The organism is Roseivivax sp. THAF30 (genome assembly GCF_009363575.1).
Classification (GTDB): Bacteria; Pseudomonadota; Alphaproteobacteria; order Rhodobacterales; family Rhodobacteraceae; genus Roseivivax; species Roseivivax halotolerans.
The window spans coordinates 3,701,796-3,718,908 of the sequence record NZ_CP045389.1; the positions used below are offsets into that span (position 1 = coordinate 3,701,796).

Consider the following 17,113-nt stretch of genomic DNA (forward strand, 5'->3'; position numbering starts at 1 on the left):
AAGGACATCATGACCGACCTGACCCCCCGCGAAATCGTCTCGGAGCTCGATCGCTTCATCATCGGGCAGAAGGACGCCAAACGTGCCGTGGCCGTGGCCTTGCGAAACCGCTGGCGCCGCAAGCAGCTGCCCGAAGATCTGCGTGAAGAGGTCTATCCCAAGAACATCCTGATGATCGGGCCGACCGGCGTCGGCAAGACCGAGATCTCGCGCCGCCTCGCCAAGCTGGCCCGCGCGCCCTTCGTGAAGGTGGAGGCGACGAAGTTCACCGAGGTCGGATATGTCGGCCGCGACGTGGAACAGATCGTGCGCGATCTCGTCGATGCCTCGATCGCGATGACGCGCGACTACATGCGCGAAGACGTTAAAGCCGCAGCGCATGAGGCCGCCGAAGACCGCGTGATCGCCGCAATCGCCGGCGAGGATGCGCGGGAGGGCACCCGTGAACGGTTCCGCGAGAAACTGCGCGCCGGCGAGCTCGACGACACGATGATCGAGCTTGACGTCGCGGACACGTCCTCGCCCTTCCCGATGATGGAGATCCCCGGCCAGCCCGGTATGGGCATGGGCGGCGGCGGCATGAACCTTGGTGATATCTTCGGCAAGGCGTTTGGCGGGCGCACGACGCGCAAGCGGCTGTCGGTGGCGGAAAGCTACACGATCCTGATCGGGGAGGAGGCGGACAAGCTTCTCGATGACGAACAGGTCAAGCGCGAAGCGATCCGCGCCGTAGAGCAGAACGGCATCGTCTTTCTCGACGAGATCGACAAGGTCTGCGCCAAGTCCGATGCCAAGGGTGGCGATGTCAGCCGCGAGGGCGTGCAGCGGGATCTGCTGCCACTGATCGAGGGCACGACCGTCTCGACCAAGCACGGACCGGTGAAAACGGACCACATTCTGTTCATCGCATCGGGCGCGTTTCACATCGCGAAACCCTCGGACCTTCTGCCTGAACTGCAAGGCCGCTTGCCGATCCGCGTGAACCTGCGGCCGCTCACCGAAGAGGATTTCGTGCGGATCCTGACCGAGACGGACAATGCGCTCACCCGGCAATATACCGGTCTCATGGCGACCGAAGAAGTGACTGTCACCTTCACCGAAGAGGGGATTGCGGCGCTTGCCCGGATCGCCGCCGAGGTGAACCAGTCGATCGAGAATATCGGCGCGCGGCGTCTCTACACGATCATGGAGCGGGTCTTCGAAGAGCTGTCCTTCACGGCGCCCGACAAATCGGGCGAGGCTGTAATCGTGGATGCCGACTTTGTCGAGGCGCATCTGGGCGACCTGAGCCGTTCGACCGACCTCAGCCGTTACGTTTTGTGACAGCCGCCGGGGGGCAGGCTGCCCCCCGGACCCCCCGCCGGTATTTTCACCAATCCAAAGAGAAAAAGGCTGCGCCGCTTGAGCGCTCTCAGGCGCTCCACCAGCGTTCTGCCATGCGGGCATTATCCATCGCCCAGACGTTCCCGATCTGGTGCGGGGTCGCGACGCGCGGACCGTGGGCCTGTATCCAGTTCGCGAAGAACGGAATGGTGGTGCTATCTTTGTCTCTCAACGAATGCTGGATCTCGGCATAGAGGTCGCGGCGGCGTGCGGGATCGAGGGCTGACCGCGCAGCGGCGGTCAGGCGCAGCAGATGCGTTTTCGTCTGCGTCTCCGGCAAGGTGCCCAGAAGGCTCGTGAGCATCCAATCTTCCGTCACGCGGCCCGAGGAATATCGGGACTTCAGATGCGGCTGCCCGAGATCGAGCGCGGACGGATCGAGTCCGGCCTTTCGCAGATGATAGGTGGCACGATCTGGATCGTGCAGGACCGGAGGCAAGCCAACTCGATACTGGTTGGCGGGGCCGATCGGGCTGTCCGACGCTGGCTGGCCGTGGCCCCCTGCGAGATCCCTCAGTAGGCTGGAGCGATCGAGGCCGAATTTCAGCGCGCTGCGAAGATGCGCGGCGGAGCGCACCTCCATGTCCGGGTGCGGCGCGACCAAGAGGTGACGGTTTCCCATTACCTCCTGAACGAGAAGCGCCGGATCGAGAGCGCGCCCGGCATCCGGACCAATCTCATCTATCGCGTCCACGCCACCGCTCTGCAGCGCCTGCACACGCGCCTGCGCGTCATGCATCGCGACAAAGACGATTTCCTCGAACCATCCCGCGCGCCCGTCCTTGTAGTGATCGGACACCCGCCGCCCCACGAACCGGATCCCCGGTTTGAAATGCGCGACACGATAGAGCCCCGTTCCGATCCCCTCGGTCATGGCGCGGTGCATGCGGTCCGCCGGATAGATCACCAGCCGGGGATCGGAGAGGAGATAGGGGAAATCCGCGTTGCCTTCTGCGAGCTCGAAACGGACCTGGTGCGGCCCGGTCGCTGTCATCGCGATCACAGACGCGAGGAGTGGCTCGGCGGGCGAGCCCGATCCACCATTGTGCAGCGCGAAGGAGGCCAGAACATCCGCCGCGGTGAATCCGCCGCCATCGTGGAAGGCAACGCCGCGGCGAAGATTGAAGACCCAGGTCGTCGCGTCGGGGGACGCTTCCCAATCGGTCGCAAGCTCGCCGGTGAGACTGCCATCCGCCGCGATCTCGGTCAGGCAATCGAAGACCGCGCCGTGACCCGCCGCCATCATGAAATGACCCTTGTGAGAGCGGCTGTTCCACGTGTCGGTCGCGCTTGCACCCGAGAGGCCAGCCACGAAGCGCCCGCCGGCCTGGGCCGAGCTCGCGCCGAGGGGCAGGCCCGCCGCGGCGAGCACACCTGCAGCGGCACCGGAGGTCAGAAGTCTGCGTCGATTGTAGCGTCTCATCGCTTCCCCGCGCGGTCAGGCAGGCAGCATGCGCCGGAAGACCCTAGCGGGTCAATTCATCCATCGCCTTAACGAGTTCGGCGCTGACACCCGGTTCGGACAGGGCGTGGCCAGCATTGCGGATCATCCGCAGATCCGCGCCCCGCCAGGCGCGCGACAATTCGAAGGCGCGGGCGGGCGGACAAATCATGTCGTAGCGTCCCTGCACGATGATGCCGGGAATGTGCTGGATCCGGTCCACGTTCTTCAGGATCCAGCCATCCTCGGACAGGAAGCCGCGATTGGTGAAATAATGGTTCTCGAGCCGCGCAAAGGCACGTGCGTAATCGCCGGGCGCTTCTCCGCCATTGCCGTTGGAATGGATCGAGGCGAGCGCATTCTCCCAGGATGACCAGGCGCGGGCATATTGCGTCTCGATCCTGAGATCACCGCAGAAGAGACGCCGATGATATGCCGCGATCATGTCGCTGCGTTCATCCTCGGGGATAAGCTCGGCGAAACGGGCCCAGGTTTCCGGCCAGAACTGCGCGGCACCGCCCCCATAGAACCAGTCGAGCTCCGCCTCGGTCATCATGAAAACGCCGCGCAGGACAAGATGGCTCACCGCCTGTGGATGGCTGATCGCGTAGATCAGCGCCAGGGTCGCGCCCCAGGAGCCGCCGAAGACGACGAAGCGATCGATGCCGAGCTCGGCGCGGATCGTCTCGATATCGGAGACGAGATCCCAAGTCGTGTTGTCCTTGACGCTGGCATGGGGCCGCGAGCGCCCGCAGCCGCGCTGATCGAAGAGAATGATCCGGTAGACCGAGGGGTCGAAGTACCGCCGCATCGCGGGCGAGCAGCCGCCGCCCGGACCGCCATGCAACACGATGACAGGAACGCCGTCCGGACGTCCACATTGCTCCATGTAGATCGAATGACCCCCGGAGACCTGCAGCATCCGTTGATCGAACGGATCGGTCGGCGGGTAGAGGAACTGAACGGCGCGCTTTTGACCCAGGTCTTTGTCCATGTCCTTCCTATATGAGAGACAGTGCCGGAATGACCATGAGAATCTGCCGATGACCGAGCCAGCCACAACCAGAAATGTAGATGCCGGGGAAGTGGCCAAGTTCGAGGCGATGGCCGCCGAATGGTGGGATCCGAACGGCAAGTTCCGCCCCTTGCACGAGATGAACCCGTGCCGGCTCGATTATCTGTGCGCGCAGATCGCCGCCGAGTTTGGGCGCGATCTGTCTCGGAGCCGGTCATTCGAGGGCCTGCGGCTCCTCGATATAGGCTGCGGCGGCGGACTGCTGGCAGAGCCTTTCGCGCGCCTCGGAGCAGAGGTGACGGGAATCGACGCGGCGGGCGGCAACATTCCGGTGGCCGAGGCGCACGCTGCCGCGCAGGGCCTCAGGATCGACTACCGGCACACCAGCGCGGAAGCCCTTGTCGAGAACAATGAGATCTTCGACGCCGTGATCGCCTTCGAGGTCATCGAACATGTCGCGGACCCCGCCGGGTTCGTCGCCACCGCGGCAAAGCTGGCGCGGCCCGGCGGTCTCGTGATGATGTCGACGCTGAATCGCACGACGAAGGCTTTCGGAGCGGCGATCATCGGCGCGGAATGGGTCATGCGGTGGCTTCCGCGCGGAACGCACGATTGGGCGCGCTTCGTCACGCCCGAAGAGCTTGAGCGTATGATGACGGGCGCCGGGCTCGACGTCGTGGATCGAAAGGGCATGGTCTTCGATCCGATCCGCTGGTCCTGGTCGCTATCGCCGACCGACCTTGCGGTGAATTACGCGATGACCGCGCTGGTACCCGAGAGGCGCTAGGTCTCGAGCCGAATCCTGAGCTCGCGCAAGACGGGCAGCGCCGCGCGAATACGATCGGAGCCCATATCGCCGACGATCTCGCCGACGAGAGGCATTATGGCCTCAAGGGCCTTGTCGCGGGCCGCGACGCCCGACGGGCTGATCGATACGAGCTTTCGCCGCGCATCGTCCCAGTCGGGGCGGATATGCACATACCCGTGTGCTTCGAGACGGCCGAGCGTATTGGTCATCGCGCCGCGTGTGACGTGAAACATGCGCGAGAGCTGGACCGGCGTTTTCTCGACCCCGCGCGCAAGGTGATTGAGCACGAGGAAGTGCGACAGCTCCATGCGGTCGGGCAGAACCTTGGCGATCCGCGCGCGCAGCAGCTGATCGGCGGTCAAAAGCTCCGAGAATAGCGCGAGCGAGAGGCCGTCATCGTCGCTCATGGGCCGACGAACGCCCGATCATGGGTCAGCGACGGGACCTTCTTGCGCGCATCCTCTGCCGTGCCAGGGTCGATTTCGACCATGTGGACGCCTGGCGTATCGTCGGCATCGATCAGAACTTCACCCCACGGGCTGACGACCATGGAATGTCCGTAGGTCTTTCTTGTCTTGCCGCGCCACGCACTGTGAGTGCCGACTTGGGCGGGAGCGAGAACGTAAGACCCCGTCTCGATCGCACGCGCGCGCAGAAGCGGCTCCCAGTGGAGAGGCCCCGTCGCGGTGGAGAAAGCGGAGGGAACGGTCAGGAGGCGCGCCCCGGCTTGCGCGAGACGACGGTAGAGATATGCGAAGCGCAGATCGTAGCAGATCGTCAGGCCGATCTTGCCGAACGGCGTCTCAGCCAGTACGGCGCGATCTCCGGGCGCGTAGCCTGCGCTTTCGCGATACGTCTCTTCGTCGCTGACCTGCACATCGAACATGTGCATCTTGTCGTATCGCGCGACGATCGCCCCGTCGGGATCGATCAGGAAGGAACGGTTGACGAAACGCTCTTCGGGCGGCTCGGATTTTAGCGCGAGCGAGCCGATCAAGAGCCAGATTCCGTGATGTGCCGCGGTCTCGCACAGGGCTGGCAGCGTGATATCGTCGGCTTCTCTGCGCAGGACTTCATTCTGGCGCGTGCGGCTTGCCGAAACGCAATTCGTGACTTCGGGTGTCAGAACGAAATCCGCGCCGCTGCTTGCGGCGCGGGATACAAGCTCCTGCACGGTTTCGAGGTTCTCCGCCGGATCATCCGACGAGGTGAGCTGGAGCAGCGCAGCTTTCACTTCGCCAGAAGCGGATCGAGCTTCCCCGCCCTGTCGAGCGCATACAGCTCATCGCACCCACCGACATGAGTGTCGCCTACGAAGATCTGCGGCACGGTGCGGCCGCCATTGGCGCGCTGGATCATCTCCGGCTTGCGGTCCGGGTGCGCCATAACGTCAATCTCGGAAAAGGTGACGTTCTTCTGTGCAAGAAGACGCTTTGCAGCGTGGCAGAACCCGCACAGGGGCGATGTGTAGATCTCGACATTGGCCATAGGTGCCTCCTTCGGCGTTTGTCGAAGATTTAGGCATTTTTTGCAACGCGTGCCAGCGCGAGCACGCAGACCCGCTGTGCGCCCACGGCATGTAGTGCCTCTGTGGCGGCGGCGAAGGTTGCCCCGGAGGTCATGACGTCGTCGACCAGAAGCACGTCCCGGCCGGCGATTCGCGATGCGCGATTGCGCGCTCCGACGATCGCGCCCTCGAGCGCTGCGAACCGCTCTTCCCGCGTCCGGCCATCAAGGCTCGGCGTGGCGCGTATCCGGCGCAGCGCATCAGGAACGACGGCCATCCCTCCCTGACGCCCCAACTCCTGTGCCAACAGAGCCGATTGATTGAACCGCCTGCGAATGAGCCGCCAGGTGTGCAAAGGAACCGGCACAACGCAGGTGTCCGGCGAGATCAGAGGCGCAGCGCTACGCAGCATCCAGCGCGCAGCAGGCGCGATGATGTCGTGGCGATCCCCGTGCTTGAGCTTCAACACCATGTCGCGAGCAACGCCGGTATAGAGCAGAGCGGCCCGGCCCATGGTCCAAGGCCGGGCGATCCGCAGACAATCGTCGCAGATCGCTTCCTCGGCGTCTCGTCCGGGCAAAGGCACGCCGCACATCTTGCATACCAAGCCGGTGATGAACGGCGTGTCGCGCCAGCACGGGCCGCAGAGCCCCCCATCCTCGCCGGTGAAGCCGCCGCAACTCAAGCAGCGCGGTGGAAAGACGAGATCGAGCACGGTTTGCACGGCGGCGACAGGCATCATATCTCCTTCTCATGGCCGAGACACCGACGCTCACAGATCGCACCGCACTCAACCTGCACCGCGCCCGCGCTGCGCCCGAGCCTGCGCTTTTCCTGCATGAGGCGGCGGCGGACGACGTGCAGGATCGCCTGATGGCGGTTAACAGGAGCTTTACGTCGACTGCCATCGTCACGCCCTATCCCGAAGTCTGGGCGGCGCGCTGGCCGGACGCGCGAATTGTCGCAGATGGAGACGTTCTCGACCTCGAGGAAGACGCCCATGACCTCGTGATCCACGGGCTTGCGCTGCATTGGGCGGATGATCCTGTTGGCCAGATCATCCAGTGCCGCCGCGCGCTGAAGCCCGACGGTCTGTTCCTTGGCGTCGCGTTCGGCGGCCGAACCCTCGCCGAGTTGCGTCAGGCGCTAGGACAGGCGGAGATCGAGGAAACCGGAGGATTGTCGCCGCGCGTCGCTCCGATGGCCGATATCCGTGACCTCGGTGCGCTTCTGCAACGCGCAGGCCTGGCGATGCCCGTGGCGGACGCGGTGCCGCTGCAAGTCAGCTACGGATCGCCTCTGCACCTGATGCAAGATCTGCGGAAGATGGGCGAGACCAACGCGCTTCACGACCGCCTCCGCCGCTTTACACGTCGGCAAGTCCTCATGCGCGCTGCGGAGATCTATGCCGAGGCGCATGGTGGCACCGATGGCCGCATCCTCTCCACGTTCGAGTTGGTGACGCTGACAGGCTGGGCGCCGGATGCGAGTCAGCCGAAACCGCTGCGTCCGGGTTCCGCGACAGCGCGGCTTGCCGACGCACTCGGCACCGATGAGACCAAGCTCAGAGATTGACGCGCGCGGCTCAGAGGTTAGTTACGACGAAATTCAACGGGAATAGAGACAGGGGCCCTCACTCCATGCTGGATGCCACGAAGTCCGCGGTACGACCCCCCCACGCACCGACCGATCACCCCAAAATCCCTGCCGAAAAGGTGGGTATCCTGCTCGCCAATCTCGGCACGCCGGACAATTACGATTACTGGTCGATGCGCCGCTACCTGAACGAGTTTCTCTCGGATCGCCGGGTGATCGACTACTCGCCATGGCTTTGGCAGCCGCTTCTGCAACTCGTCATCCTGACGAAACGCCCGTTCTCGAGCGGTGAGGCCTACAAGTCGATCTGGAACGAGGACAAGGGCGAGAGCCCGCTGATGACGATCACCAAGGATCAGACCGCCAAGGTCGCGGCCGAGATGCAGGCAGCGCATGGCGACCGGGTCATGGTCGATTTCTGCATGCGCTATGGCAACCCCTCGACGAAGTCCAAGGTTCGCGAGATGGTCGACGCCGGCTGCCGGAAGATCCTGTTCTTCCCGCTCTACCCGCACTACGCGGGTGCGACGTCTGCAACCGCGAACGACCAGTTCTTCCGCGCATTGATGAACGAGAAATGGCAGCCGACCGTGCGTACGGTGGACCCCTATTTCGAGCATCCGCTCTATATCGAGGCGCTCGCGCAATCGATCGAACGGGCCTATGCCAAGATGGAAACGCGGCCCGACATCCTTGTCTGCTCCTATCACGGAGTGCCCAAGCGCTATCTGCTGGAAGGCGATCCCTATCATTGCCAGTGCCAGAAGACGACGCGCCTTCTGAAAGAGCGGCTTGGCTGGGATGACACCGAGATCACCGCGACCTTCCAGTCGCGGTTCGGCCCGGAGGAATGGCTGAAGCCCTATACCGTGGAGGAAGTTGCGCGCCTCGCGGAAGAGGACGGCAAGAAAAACATCGCTGTCTGCGCCCCCGCCTTTTCAGCGGATTGCATCGAGACGCTCGAAGAGATCAACGAAGAGATCAAGGAGAGCTTCGAAGAGGCTGGCGGCGAACATTTCACCTATATTCCCTGCCTCAACGACGACGACGCGCATATCAAGGCGCTGTGCTCAGTGATCGAAGAGAATCTGGCTGGATGGATGACTGAGACGCATACCGTCTCAGCCTGACCGGCGCGGACAGGCACGACACAAAAAAGGCGGTGCCTCGGCACCGCCTTTTTCGCTGGTTCGGATGAACCGAAATCAGTCTGCGGAAACTGCAGCTGCGACGAGCGCGAGCAGGATCAGCGGAACGATGATCGCTGCCGAGGACGACTGCTGTTCGGTTTCTTCGACGACAACGACGGGTTCCATCATGACGTCGTCTTTTGCGTAGGAGCCAGCCATTGCGGACGTACCGGCAGCGGCGATAGCGGCGGCGAGAGCGAGTTTTTTCATCATTATCCTCCAGATAATTGCCTGAACGGAAAGAACCCGCACAGGCGCCCAAGACTTAACCTCGTAACCTGTTCTAAGCAGCTTCCTTTTGCATTTGCAAATGCAAGTTAGCCACCAGAACAGGCCTCTCGCCGATATGTCGTCAAATAAGCAACACCTGCGTGCCTACATTCGCCAGCTGGTAAAGTTCCTCGATATGCTCGTTGTACAGACCGATGCAGCCATTCGACGATCGGCGCCCGATCTTGCGCGTATCGTGCGTTCCGTGGATCCGGTAATACGTCCAGCTGAGGTGCAGCGCGCGGGTTCCCAGCGGGTTGTCGGGGCCCGGCGGCACGTAGTCCGGCCATTCGGGATTACGCTCTTTCATCGACGGCGTCGGACGCCAATCGGGCTCGGGATCTTTCAGCGTGACGCTGGTGCGGCCGCGGCGCGTCAGATCCTCGGTCAGCGGCACCGAAGTCGGGTAGAGCTTGTAGATCGACCGATCCTCGGACCAGTAATGCAGTGCGCGGCTCTGGATATCCACGAGGATCGCGCCGTTGTTCAGGTTCGAGAAATAGGGCTGCCAGTCGAGGGTGCGGAAGCTCGACGTGTTGCGGCGCACGGCACTCGAAAGGTCACGCTCGACTTCAGTTGTTCCGGACCCCGTGACGCTTTGTGCAAAGGCGGGGGCTGCGAATGCGGTCGCTGCGGTGCCGGCCAGGAAGGCGCGGCGGTTGGTTTTGGGCATGTTCTTTTTCGTCATCGTCTCATCTCCGTCACGAGCGACATCCAATTAGCGAATATGGCGTGGATGCCTCAGTCGCAAATCAAACCCGCGTGGGTCGGCACAGTCACGCCGATGTGGGTTTGAACAGCAACGCACGAAAAGATAAGGCAGTTCAGATAAAATGAATAGAACAGGACAGACGCCATGTTCCGGGTTTCGCTAATTTTCGCCGCTCTGGCCGTCGTTCTGGCGGGTTGTGCGACCACACCACCACCGTCCGAGCCGCAATTGGGGCCCGATGGCCTGCCTTTGCCGTCGGTTTACCGAATCGGTTTCGGCGATGAGAGCCGTATTGAAATCCGCATGCTGGACTCCGTGAATGCGCTGCGGGCGGAAGCGGGACATCCCGCGCTGCAATACAACTCTCAGCTGACCGCGGCCGCCGCGACCCATGCGCGCGACATGTCGGTCCAGAACCGGCCGTGGCATTTCGGGTCCGATGGGTCCTCGCCGGTCGATCGCGTCCGCCGCGTCGGCTACACCGGCGAGTTGAAGGGCGAGGTCATCTCGGAAACCTACGAAACCGAGCTGCAAACCCTTGCCGCCTGGATGGAAGACCCCGCGACGCGCGGCGTGATCATGGCGCCCGACGCACGCGAAATGGGGTTCGCATGGTTCCAGGAGAACAACGGGAAGATCTGGTGGACCCTGAATACTGGCGCACCGTCATCGGGCGGTCAGCAGCCGGTCCTGAGCTCGAAGGGCATGGCCTACACCGCGCTGGACTGAGCCGCTGCGCTGCAGCTCGCAACGACGAAGGGCCCCGCGGGGCCCTTTTTCACGTGCGGTACGTCAGTCGTTCACGGCTGGATCAAGATCGGCGTGCCGTCATCGACCATCGCGTAGATATGCTCCATCTCGCGGTTCGTGACCGCGATGCAGCCCCAGGTCCAATCGGAACGCGGGTCTGCTTTCGAGCCCTTGGGCGGGCCGCCATGAATGAAGATGTCTCCGCCCGGACTTTTGCCCATCGCGAGCGCCTCCGCGATATCGCGCTCGTTGGGGTAGTCTATCCCGATCGACAGGTGGAACTTCGAGTTCGGATTGCGCCTGTCGATGAAGTAGAGGCCTTCCGGCGTCTTGCCGTCGCCTTCGAACTGCTTGTGGCCCTCGGGCGCGAAACCGAGCCCGATATCGTAGCTTTTCAGGACCTCGCTGTGATGCAGCAGGTACATGCGCCGATCGCTCTTGTCGACGATGACCTGCGTGACCTCCGGTCCGTTATAGTTTCTGAACTTGCTGCCACATGCCGAAAGCCCGAGGGCCAAAAGGCACAGCATGGTTATCCTGATGATGTTCACTGTCCTGCTCTCGCTTTTTCGCGAAAGATACCCTGTTTCGAGCTTTCGGCCTAGATGGCTTTCACATGCGGTCACGCGGAGGTGAGTCCTTGGCCTCCAGCCTCTTTTCGATCGCTTCGAGCCGGGCAAGGACCTGATCGCGATAGCTGTCCGTGGCGGCGTTCGCCTCTTCGGCATGGGCGTCCTGCATCGAATTCACGATGAGGCCGACCACAAGGTTCACCACGGCGAAGGTCGTCACGAGGATGAAGGGCACGAAGAAGACCCATGCATAGGGATAAACTTCCATCACCGGGCGCACGATCCCCATCGACCAGCTCTCGAGCGTCATGATCTGGAAGAGGGAATAGGCAGAGTGCCCAAGTGAACCAAACCATTCGGGAAACGCATCGCCGAACAGCTTCGTCGCCATGACCGCGCCGATATAGAAAATGAGCGCCATCAGGAGGAACACCGAGGCCATGCCCGGCAGTGCGGTCAGGAACCCCTCCACCACCCGGCGCAGACGCGGCATGACCGACACGACCCGCAGAACCCGCAATATCCGAAGCGCACGCAACACCGAGACCGTCTGGGAGCCCGGAACCAGTGCCGCGCCGACGATGACGAAATCGAAGATGTTCCAGCCATCGCGGAAGAAGGCTTTGCGCTGAACGAATATCTTGGCGGACAGCTCGGCCACGAAGATCGCAAGGCATGCCTGATCGAGCGCGAAGATCAGCGTGCCCGCGACGGCCATCGCGCGATCCGACGTCTCGAGCCCCAGAAGGATCGCGTTGAAGATGATGACAGCGGTGATCGTGTTCCGCGTGATGTCCCGGTCGAGAATGTCAGCGAGGCGGGCGCGCAGGGTCATTTGTTCTTGTCCAGTCTGAAGGCGGCGACGAGCTCGATATGGGTGGACCAGCGGAATTGATCCACCACCTGCACCCAGTCGAGATGATACCCCGCCTCGATCAATGTGGCAGCATCCCGCGCGAAGGTCACCGGGTTGCAGGAGACATGGGCGATGACGGGCACACGGGCCTCCGCGATCTCGCGGATTTGCGCTTCGGCCCCGGCGCGCGGCGGGTCTATCACGGCGAAATCGTAGGCGGCGAGGTCTTGTGCCAGAAGCGGGTTGCGGAAAAGATCGCGTGTTTCCGTGGTGAGGGACCGCAATCCCTGAGCATGCCGCCAGGCGCGATCGGCCGCCGCGCTCATTGCAGGATCGCCTTCGACGGCATGCATCGCGCTGTCCTTTGCAAGTGGCAGAGCGAAGGTGCCGCATCCAGCGAACAGGTCGACGCCTTTCTTGGCTCCTGCGGCGATTTCCAGAACGGCATCCGTCAGCGCTGCCTGCCCCTCGGGCGTCGCCTGAAGGAACGCGCCCGGCGGCGGTGTGACGCGCGCCTTGCCGAAGATAACGATCGGTGGACGACGCTCCAGCGTTTCGTCCGCACCCCAGCTCAGCCGCGCGAGGTCATGCGCGCGGGCGATATCGGCAAGCTCTGCACGCGATACGGCGTCGATGGGCTTGCCATCCCTCACCGTCACGTCGAGACCGCTTTCGGTGCGCGTGACAAGCACGGAGAGCTCGCCCTTGCGGCTACCGCCGAAGATTGCGAGCTCTTCGACCAGCGGGAGCGCGGCGGCGAGATCGGGATGCACGACCAGGCATTCCGGCACTGGCACGATCACGTCCGACCGTTTCACGTGAAATCCGGCGAGCGCGGCCTTTTTCGTGCGCCGCGCAGAGAACGTCGCGCGCCGCCGGCTTTGCGGGGGCGACGTCAGGATAGGACGGAACGGCGCATCAATCCCTTGTGCGGTGAGAGCCTGCCGCACAACGTCCACTTTCCACTCCGCGACGAAATTTTCCCCGGCATGTTGCAGCTGGCACCCGCCGCAGCGCTTGGCGTGCGGACAGGGCGGTGCGACGCGCAAAGGCGATGGCGTGACGATCTTCGGAGTAGCGACGATGCCGTCTTGGATCTCACCGGCGATCTCTTCTCCGGGAAGCGCACCGGGCACGAAGACGGGGCCCGGCGCGATGCCGTCACCGAGATGGCCGAGGCGTTCGATCACGAGAGTTTCCATGCCCGGCCTCATGCCGGGAAATCGCGCCGAGGTCGAGACCTACTCGGCGGCCTCGCGCGCTTCGAACCCGCCCGATTGACGGTCCCAGTAGCGCGCATAGAGCCCGCCCTTGGCCAAGAGACTGGAATGGGTGCCTTCCTCGGCGATGCGCCCTTCATCAAGCACGACGATGCGGTCCATGTCCGAAATAGTCGACAAGCGGTGCGCGATGGCGAGCACGGTCTTGCCTTCCATCACCCGGTGCAATGCGTCCTGGATCGAGGCTTCGACCTCGGAATCCAGAGCCGATGTCGCCTCGTCCAGCACCAGAATGGGTGCGTCCTTCAGGATCGCGCGGGCCAGCGCGATGCGCTGCCGTTGACCGCCCGAAAGCTTCACCCCGCGCTCGCCGAGATGTGCCTCGTAGCCGCGGCGGCCTTTGTGGTCTTCCATGTCCTCGATGAACTCGTGCGCCTCGGCTTTCTTGGCCGCTTCGACAACCTCGTCGAAGGTTGCATCGGGCCGGCCGTAGCGAATGTTGTCGAGCGCCGAGCGATTGAACATCGCGGTCTCTTGCGTGACCATCCCGATCTTGCGGCGGAGACTTTCCTGCGTGACTTTCCCGATGTCCTGACCATCGATCAGAATACGTCCGTCCTCGGCGTCATAGAGACGCAAGAGCAGCGCCACGAGCGTCGACTTGCCCGCACCGGAGGCCCCGACGATACCCAGCTTCTCACCCGGCGCGACATCGAGCGAGATCCCGTCGATGCCGCCTCCCTCGCGGCCGTAGCGGAACGTCAGGTTGTCGAGCGTCACGCGCCCGTCCTCCACGGCGAGCTCGCCCGCATCCGGCGCATCGGTCAGCGTGTGCCGGGGCGAGAGCGTGCGCATCCCGTCCTCGACCTCGCCGAGATTGGAGTAGAGCGCCATCAGCGTGAAGCTGACCCAGCCGGTCATCTGCGCCAGTCGCAGCGAGACGGCACCGGTCGCGGTGATGTCGCCTGCCGAGACAAGCCCACGGCTCCAGTAGAGCAGCGCACCGCCTACTAGGAGCACCGGCAGCAGCCCCGCCAACGTCATCAACCAGAAGCGGAACGTGACTGAAACCCGCCCGAATTCAAGCGCGCGGTTACGGTATTCGCTCATCGCGCCCAGCGCCGCGCGGTCCTCGTGATCGGCATGTGCAAAAAGCTTCACGGTCTTGATGTTGGTGACGGTGTCGACGACCTGCCCAGTTACCATCGCCCGAGCGGCCGCCCGCGCTTTGGACCGGGTGCGGATGCGCGGCATGAACGACCGGATGAATAGACCGTAGACCACCATCCAGATCAGCAGCCCTGCCGCGATGCGCCAGTCGACCGTGCCGAGCAGGAAGATCGCGCCGACGACCGAGGCCACCGCGAAGAGAACGGTGTGGATCATCTCGATCACCACGTCCGTCAACGCGCGCGAGGTCTGCATTTCCTTCTGGCTGATGCGGCCCGCGAAATCGTTGTCGAAAAAAGTGACCGCCTGCCCGATCGTGTGGCGATGCAACCGCGACAGAACGAGATTCAAAACGTTCGGCTGCACCACGATCGACTGGAAGAACGTCGATATACCCATGATCGCAGGACGTGCCAGCACGAAGAACAAAAGCGCGCCGATAAGAACGCCCGACTGGTCGGTAAAAACCGATCCCGCCTCCGCTTCGAGCGCGGCGTCGACCACCTGGCCGAGGATGAGCGCGGCCATGACTTCCACGACACCCGCGCAGATCGAGAACAGGGCGGCGATGCCGAGGATCGGCCACGCCCCGTCGAGATTCCAGCGAAAGAACGCCAGAAGCGTCTGCGGAGGCGGGCTCGATGCACGGCGAAAAGGATCGATCCACTGGCTCGGGCGCTGCCACCAGCTTTGCGCGTCAGTCGTTTCGGTCACTCGGCGGCCTCGTTGTCGTCGCTTGCATCGTCAAAACTGAGGAACCCGCCGGACTGACGGGACCAGAAGCCTGCATATAGGCCTCCGCGTTCCAAAAGCCCGGCATGGTTTCCCTGTTCCACGATGCGGCCCGCATCCATCACGAGAATGCGATCCATATGCGCGATTGTCGACAGACGGTGCGCGATGGCGATGACAGTTTTACCTTCCATCATGCCGTAGAGCGTATCCTGGATCGCGGCCTCCACCTCGCTATCGAGGGCGGAGGTCGCCTCGTCCAGAATGAGGATCGGCGCGTCCTTCAGGATGACCCGCGCCAGTGCGATACGCTGACGTTGTCCGCCCGAGAGCTTCACGCCGCGCTCGCCGACATGCGCCTCGTATCCGCGCCGACCGTTTGAGTCCTCGAGGTCGAGAATGAAGTCGTGCGCCTGCGCTTGGCGCGCCGCAGCGATCATATCGGCCTCGCTCGCATCGGGGCGACCGTAAAGGATGTTGTCGCGGACAGACCGATGCAGCAGGGCCGAATCCTGCTGAACCATCCCGATCCGGGCGCGCAGACTTTCTTGCGTCACCTGCGAGATATCCTGCCCATCGACGAGAATGCGTCCGCCTTCGATGTCGTAGAACCGCATCAGGAGCTTGACGAGCGTCGACTTGCCCGCACCGGACCGACCGACAAGGCCGACTTTTTCGCCCGGCGCAATCTTCAGATCGATGGCATCGAGCCCGCCCTGGCCGCGACCGTAATGATGCGTCACGCCTTCAAGGTCGATTGCGCCTTCGCGAAGCTTGAGCGGGCCGGCATCGGCGCGATCCGTCAGAGTGACCGGTTGGGCGATGGTTTCCATCCCTTCCTGCACGATGCCGAGCTGCTGGAAGAAATTGGTGAGCGCCCACATGATCCAGCCGGTCATCGCGTTGATCCGGAGCGTCAGCGCGGTGGCGGCCGCCACTGTCCCAACGGTCGCAAGCCCGAGACCCCAGGACCAGAGCGCGAGCCCCGTGACCGCGACGATCAAGAGCCCGTTCAAGACCGCCAGCGCCACATCCATGATGGTATAGAGCCGCATTTCCTTCTGGAACGTGGAGCGGGCATGTTCGATCGCCTCGCGCCCGTATTCGAGTTCGCGGCCATGATGGGCAAACATCTTGATCGAGTGGATATTGGTATAGCTATCGACGATCCGACCCGTGAGCTGCGAGCGCGCATTGGAGGAGTTCCGCGACGCGACACGGATCTTGCGCACGACCCAGGTCATCAGGGCCGCGTAGAGCCCGAGCCACAGCGCGAGCGGCACCATGAGCCAGGGATCCGCAACCCCGAGAAGCACGAGAGAGCCCAGCACATAGGCCAGCGCATAGGTGAGTGCGTCGAAGATCTGGAACATCGCCTCGTTCGCGGCCGACGGCGTCTGCATGATCCGGTTGGCGATCCGCCCCGCGAAGTCGTTCTCGAACCAGCCCACGGATTGCCGCATGACATGGCGATGCGCGCGCCAGCGCACGACGGTGGCAAGCTGCGGCATCATCGCGTTGTTCAGGATCAGAACATCAAGCGCCTGGAACAGGGGGCGCAGGATCAGGATGAAGACCGCAAGCGCGATCAGCGCGACGCCATGCTCCTCCCAGACGGCGGCCGGACCCTTGGCAAGAATGTCCACGACCCAGCCCATCGCCCAGATAAGCACCAGCTCCACTCCCGCTACGACGACGGACAGGATCGCGGCGATGACGAAGATGCCGCGGAACGGCGCGGTATAGGTCCACAAAAACGGCCAGAGCTTCCGAGGCGGCTGATCGGCTTCGGTATAGGATTGATAGGGGTCGACGAGATTTTCGAAGAAATGGAACATGGGCGGAGATGCCTTGTGGAAACAGTGTCATGGATAATGGGCCGGCCCATAGA

General features: G+C 63.2%; 18 protein-coding genes. 5 read left to right on the top strand and 13 right to left on the bottom strand.

Features of this window, described 5'->3' with window-relative positions; all coding sequences use genetic code 11:
* Positions 1–9 precede the first annotated feature (9 nt).
* The gene (hslU, locus tag FIU91_RS17950; RefSeq protein ID WP_093009079.1) at positions 10–1,323 is read left to right on the top strand and encodes an ATP-dependent protease ATPase subunit HslU; all 1,314 of its coding nucleotides are present in this window, start codon (positions 10–12) and stop codon (positions 1,321–1,323) included.
* A gap of 88 nt (positions 1,324–1,411) precedes the next feature.
* Here hslU and FIU91_RS17955 read toward each other — a convergent pair whose 3' ends face one another.
* Positions 1,412–2,806 (bottom strand): ABC transporter substrate-binding protein, encoded by a 1,395-nt coding sequence (locus tag FIU91_RS17955; RefSeq protein WP_152463509.1) that lies wholly within the window; start codon positions 2,804–2,806, stop codon positions 1,412–1,414.
* A 43-nt stretch (positions 2,807–2,849) separates the two neighbouring features.
* Positions 2,850–3,818: a prolyl aminopeptidase gene (gene pip, locus FIU91_RS17960; protein ID WP_093009081.1), complete on the bottom strand. Its 969-nt coding sequence runs from the start codon at positions 3,816–3,818 to the stop codon at positions 2,850–2,852.
* Between the two features lie 49 nt (positions 3,819–3,867).
* On the opposite strand from pip, the gene ubiG reads away from it, so the two are divergent.
* Entirely contained in the window at positions 3,868–4,626 is a 759-nt protein-coding gene (ubiG, locus tag FIU91_RS17965) for a bifunctional 2-polyprenyl-6-hydroxyphenol methylase/3-demethylubiquinol 3-O-methyltransferase UbiG (protein WP_152463510.1), read from the top strand.
* On the opposite strand, the gene FIU91_RS17970 is transcribed toward ubiG, so the two are convergent.
* Genes FIU91_RS17970 through FIU91_RS17985 form a run of 4 tightly spaced genes read right to left on the bottom strand, consistent with a single transcriptional unit; the run spans position 4,623 to position 6,893 of the window.
* Positions 4,623–5,054, bottom strand: a complete 432-nt coding sequence (locus tag FIU91_RS17970) for a MarR family winged helix-turn-helix transcriptional regulator (RefSeq protein WP_093009083.1) — start codon at positions 5,052–5,054, stop codon at positions 4,623–4,625. The genes ubiG and FIU91_RS17970 overlap by 4 nt on opposite strands.
* Positions 5,051–5,881: a carbon-nitrogen hydrolase family protein gene (locus tag FIU91_RS17975; RefSeq protein ID WP_152463511.1), complete on the bottom strand. Its 831-nt coding sequence runs from the start codon at positions 5,879–5,881 to the stop codon at positions 5,051–5,053. Before FIU91_RS17975 ends, FIU91_RS17970 begins: the two co-directional genes overlap by 4 nt.
* Positions 5,878–6,135 carry a glutaredoxin 3 gene (gene grxC / locus FIU91_RS17980; RefSeq protein WP_093009085.1) on the bottom strand — a complete coding sequence of 86 codons (258 nt, stop codon included), beginning with the start codon at positions 6,133–6,135 and terminating at the stop codon, positions 5,878–5,880. The genes FIU91_RS17975 and grxC overlap by 4 nt, the downstream gene beginning before the upstream one ends.
* A 29-nt stretch (positions 6,136–6,164) precedes the next feature.
* Positions 6,165–6,893, bottom strand: coding sequence for a ComF family protein (locus tag FIU91_RS17985; RefSeq protein ID WP_152463512.1), 729 nt, complete (start codon positions 6,891–6,893; stop codon positions 6,165–6,167).
* Positions 6,894–6,907: 14 nt separating this feature from the next.
* Here FIU91_RS17985 and FIU91_RS17990 point away from each other — a divergent pair, with 14 nt between their 5' ends.
* Together FIU91_RS17990 and hemH are read left to right on the top strand one after the other, a co-directional pair.
* A complete protein-coding gene (locus FIU91_RS17990; protein ID WP_152463513.1) occupies positions 6,908–7,729 on the top strand; it encodes a methyltransferase domain-containing protein in 822 nt (273 codons plus the stop codon).
* Positions 7,730–7,794: 65 nt separating this feature from the next.
* The gene (gene hemH, locus FIU91_RS17995; RefSeq protein ID WP_152463514.1) at positions 7,795–8,880 is read left to right on the top strand and encodes a ferrochelatase; all 1,086 of its coding nucleotides are present in this window, start codon (positions 7,795–7,797) and stop codon (positions 8,878–8,880) included.
* Between the two features lie 75 nt (positions 8,881–8,955).
* Here the strand turns inward: hemH and FIU91_RS18000 are convergent, their stop codons facing one another.
* Both FIU91_RS18000 and FIU91_RS18005 read right to left on the bottom strand, forming a co-directional pair.
* Positions 8,956–9,150: a ferrochelatase gene (locus tag FIU91_RS18000; protein WP_093009280.1), complete on the bottom strand. Its 195-nt coding sequence runs from the start codon at positions 9,148–9,150 to the stop codon at positions 8,956–8,958.
* A 142-nt stretch (positions 9,151–9,292) separates the two neighbouring features.
* Entirely contained in the window at positions 9,293–9,898 is a 606-nt protein-coding gene (locus FIU91_RS18005; protein ID WP_152463515.1) for a L,D-transpeptidase, read from the bottom strand.
* Positions 9,899–10,066: 168 nt separating this feature from the next.
* Between FIU91_RS18005 and FIU91_RS18010 the strand changes: the two genes are divergently transcribed.
* Positions 10,067–10,651, top strand: a complete 585-nt coding sequence (locus FIU91_RS18010) for a CAP domain-containing protein (RefSeq protein ID WP_093009089.1) — start codon at positions 10,067–10,069, stop codon at positions 10,649–10,651.
* A gap of 71 nt (positions 10,652–10,722) precedes the next feature.
* Here FIU91_RS18010 and FIU91_RS18015 read toward each other — a convergent pair whose 3' ends face one another.
* The 5 genes from FIU91_RS18015 to FIU91_RS18035 form a co-directional block, all read right to left on the bottom strand.
* A complete protein-coding gene (locus FIU91_RS18015; protein WP_152463790.1) occupies positions 10,723–11,202 on the bottom strand; it encodes a murein L,D-transpeptidase family protein in 480 nt (159 codons plus the stop codon).
* 82 nt (positions 11,203–11,284) lie between these two features.
* Positions 11,285–12,079 (bottom strand): ion transporter, encoded by a 795-nt coding sequence (locus FIU91_RS18020; RefSeq protein WP_093009091.1) that lies wholly within the window; start codon positions 12,077–12,079, stop codon positions 11,285–11,287.
* On the bottom strand, positions 12,076–13,302 hold the full coding sequence (locus FIU91_RS18025) for a class I SAM-dependent RNA methyltransferase (RefSeq protein ID WP_152463516.1): 1,227 nt from the start codon (positions 13,300–13,302) through the stop codon (positions 12,076–12,078). Before FIU91_RS18025 ends, FIU91_RS18020 begins: the two co-directional genes overlap by 4 nt.
* A gap of 39 nt (positions 13,303–13,341) precedes the next feature.
* On the bottom strand, positions 13,342–15,204 hold the full coding sequence (locus FIU91_RS18030) for an ABC transporter ATP-binding protein (protein ID WP_152463517.1): 1,863 nt from the start codon (positions 15,202–15,204) through the stop codon (positions 13,342–13,344).
* A complete protein-coding gene (locus tag FIU91_RS18035; protein ID WP_152463518.1) occupies positions 15,201–17,060 on the bottom strand; it encodes an ABC transporter ATP-binding protein in 1,860 nt (619 codons plus the stop codon). The genes FIU91_RS18030 and FIU91_RS18035 overlap by 4 nt, the downstream gene beginning before the upstream one ends.
* Positions 17,061–17,113: the final 53 nt, after the last annotated feature.

Excerpts from the sequence above, each read along its gene's own strand:
- FIU91_RS18035 (WP_152463518.1), bottom strand. The coding sequence starts at position 17,060 with ATGTTCCATTTCTTCGAAAATCTCGTCGACCCCTATCAATCCTATACC.
- FIU91_RS17985 (WP_152463512.1), bottom strand. The coding sequence starts at position 6,893 with ATGCCTGTCGCCGCCGTGCAAACCGTGCTCGATCTCGTCTTTCCACCG.
- FIU91_RS18010 (WP_093009089.1), top strand. The coding sequence starts at position 10,067 with ATGTTCCGGGTTTCGCTAATTTTCGCCGCTCTGGCCGTCGTTCTGGCG.
- FIU91_RS17990 (WP_152463513.1), top strand. The coding sequence starts at position 6,908 with ATGGCCGAGACACCGACGCTCACAGATCGCACCGCACTCAACCTGCAC.
- FIU91_RS18005 (WP_152463515.1), bottom strand. The coding sequence starts at position 9,898 with ATGACGAAAAAGAACATGCCCAAAACCAACCGCCGCGCCTTCCTGGCC.
- FIU91_RS18000 (WP_093009280.1), bottom strand. The coding sequence starts at position 9,150 with ATGAAAAAACTCGCTCTCGCCGCCGCTATCGCCGCTGCCGGTACGTCC.
- FIU91_RS18020 (WP_093009091.1), bottom strand. The coding sequence starts at position 12,079 with ATGACCCTGCGCGCCCGCCTCGCTGACATTCTCGACCGGGACATCACG.
- pip (WP_093009081.1), bottom strand. The coding sequence starts at position 3,818 with ATGGACAAAGACCTGGGTCAAAAGCGCGCCGTTCAGTTCCTCTACCCG.
- ubiG (WP_152463510.1), top strand. The coding sequence starts at position 3,868 with ATGACCGAGCCAGCCACAACCAGAAATGTAGATGCCGGGGAAGTGGCC.
- FIU91_RS18015 (WP_152463790.1), bottom strand. The coding sequence starts at position 11,202 with ATGCTGTGCCTTTTGGCCCTCGGGCTTTCGGCATGTGGCAGCAAGTTC.
- FIU91_RS18025 (WP_152463516.1), bottom strand. The coding sequence starts at position 13,302 with ATGGAAACTCTCGTGATCGAACGCCTCGGCCATCTCGGTGACGGCATC.
- FIU91_RS17955 (WP_152463509.1), bottom strand. The coding sequence starts at position 2,806 with ATGAGACGCTACAATCGACGCAGACTTCTGACCTCCGGTGCCGCTGCA.
- grxC (WP_093009085.1), bottom strand. The coding sequence starts at position 6,135 with ATGGCCAATGTCGAGATCTACACATCGCCCCTGTGCGGGTTCTGCCAC.
- FIU91_RS17970 (WP_093009083.1), bottom strand. The coding sequence starts at position 5,054 with ATGAGCGACGATGACGGCCTCTCGCTCGCGCTATTCTCGGAGCTTTTG.
- hemH (WP_152463514.1), top strand. The coding sequence starts at position 7,795 with ATGCTGGATGCCACGAAGTCCGCGGTACGACCCCCCCACGCACCGACC.
- hslU (WP_093009079.1), top strand. The coding sequence starts at position 10 with ATGACCGACCTGACCCCCCGCGAAATCGTCTCGGAGCTCGATCGCTTC.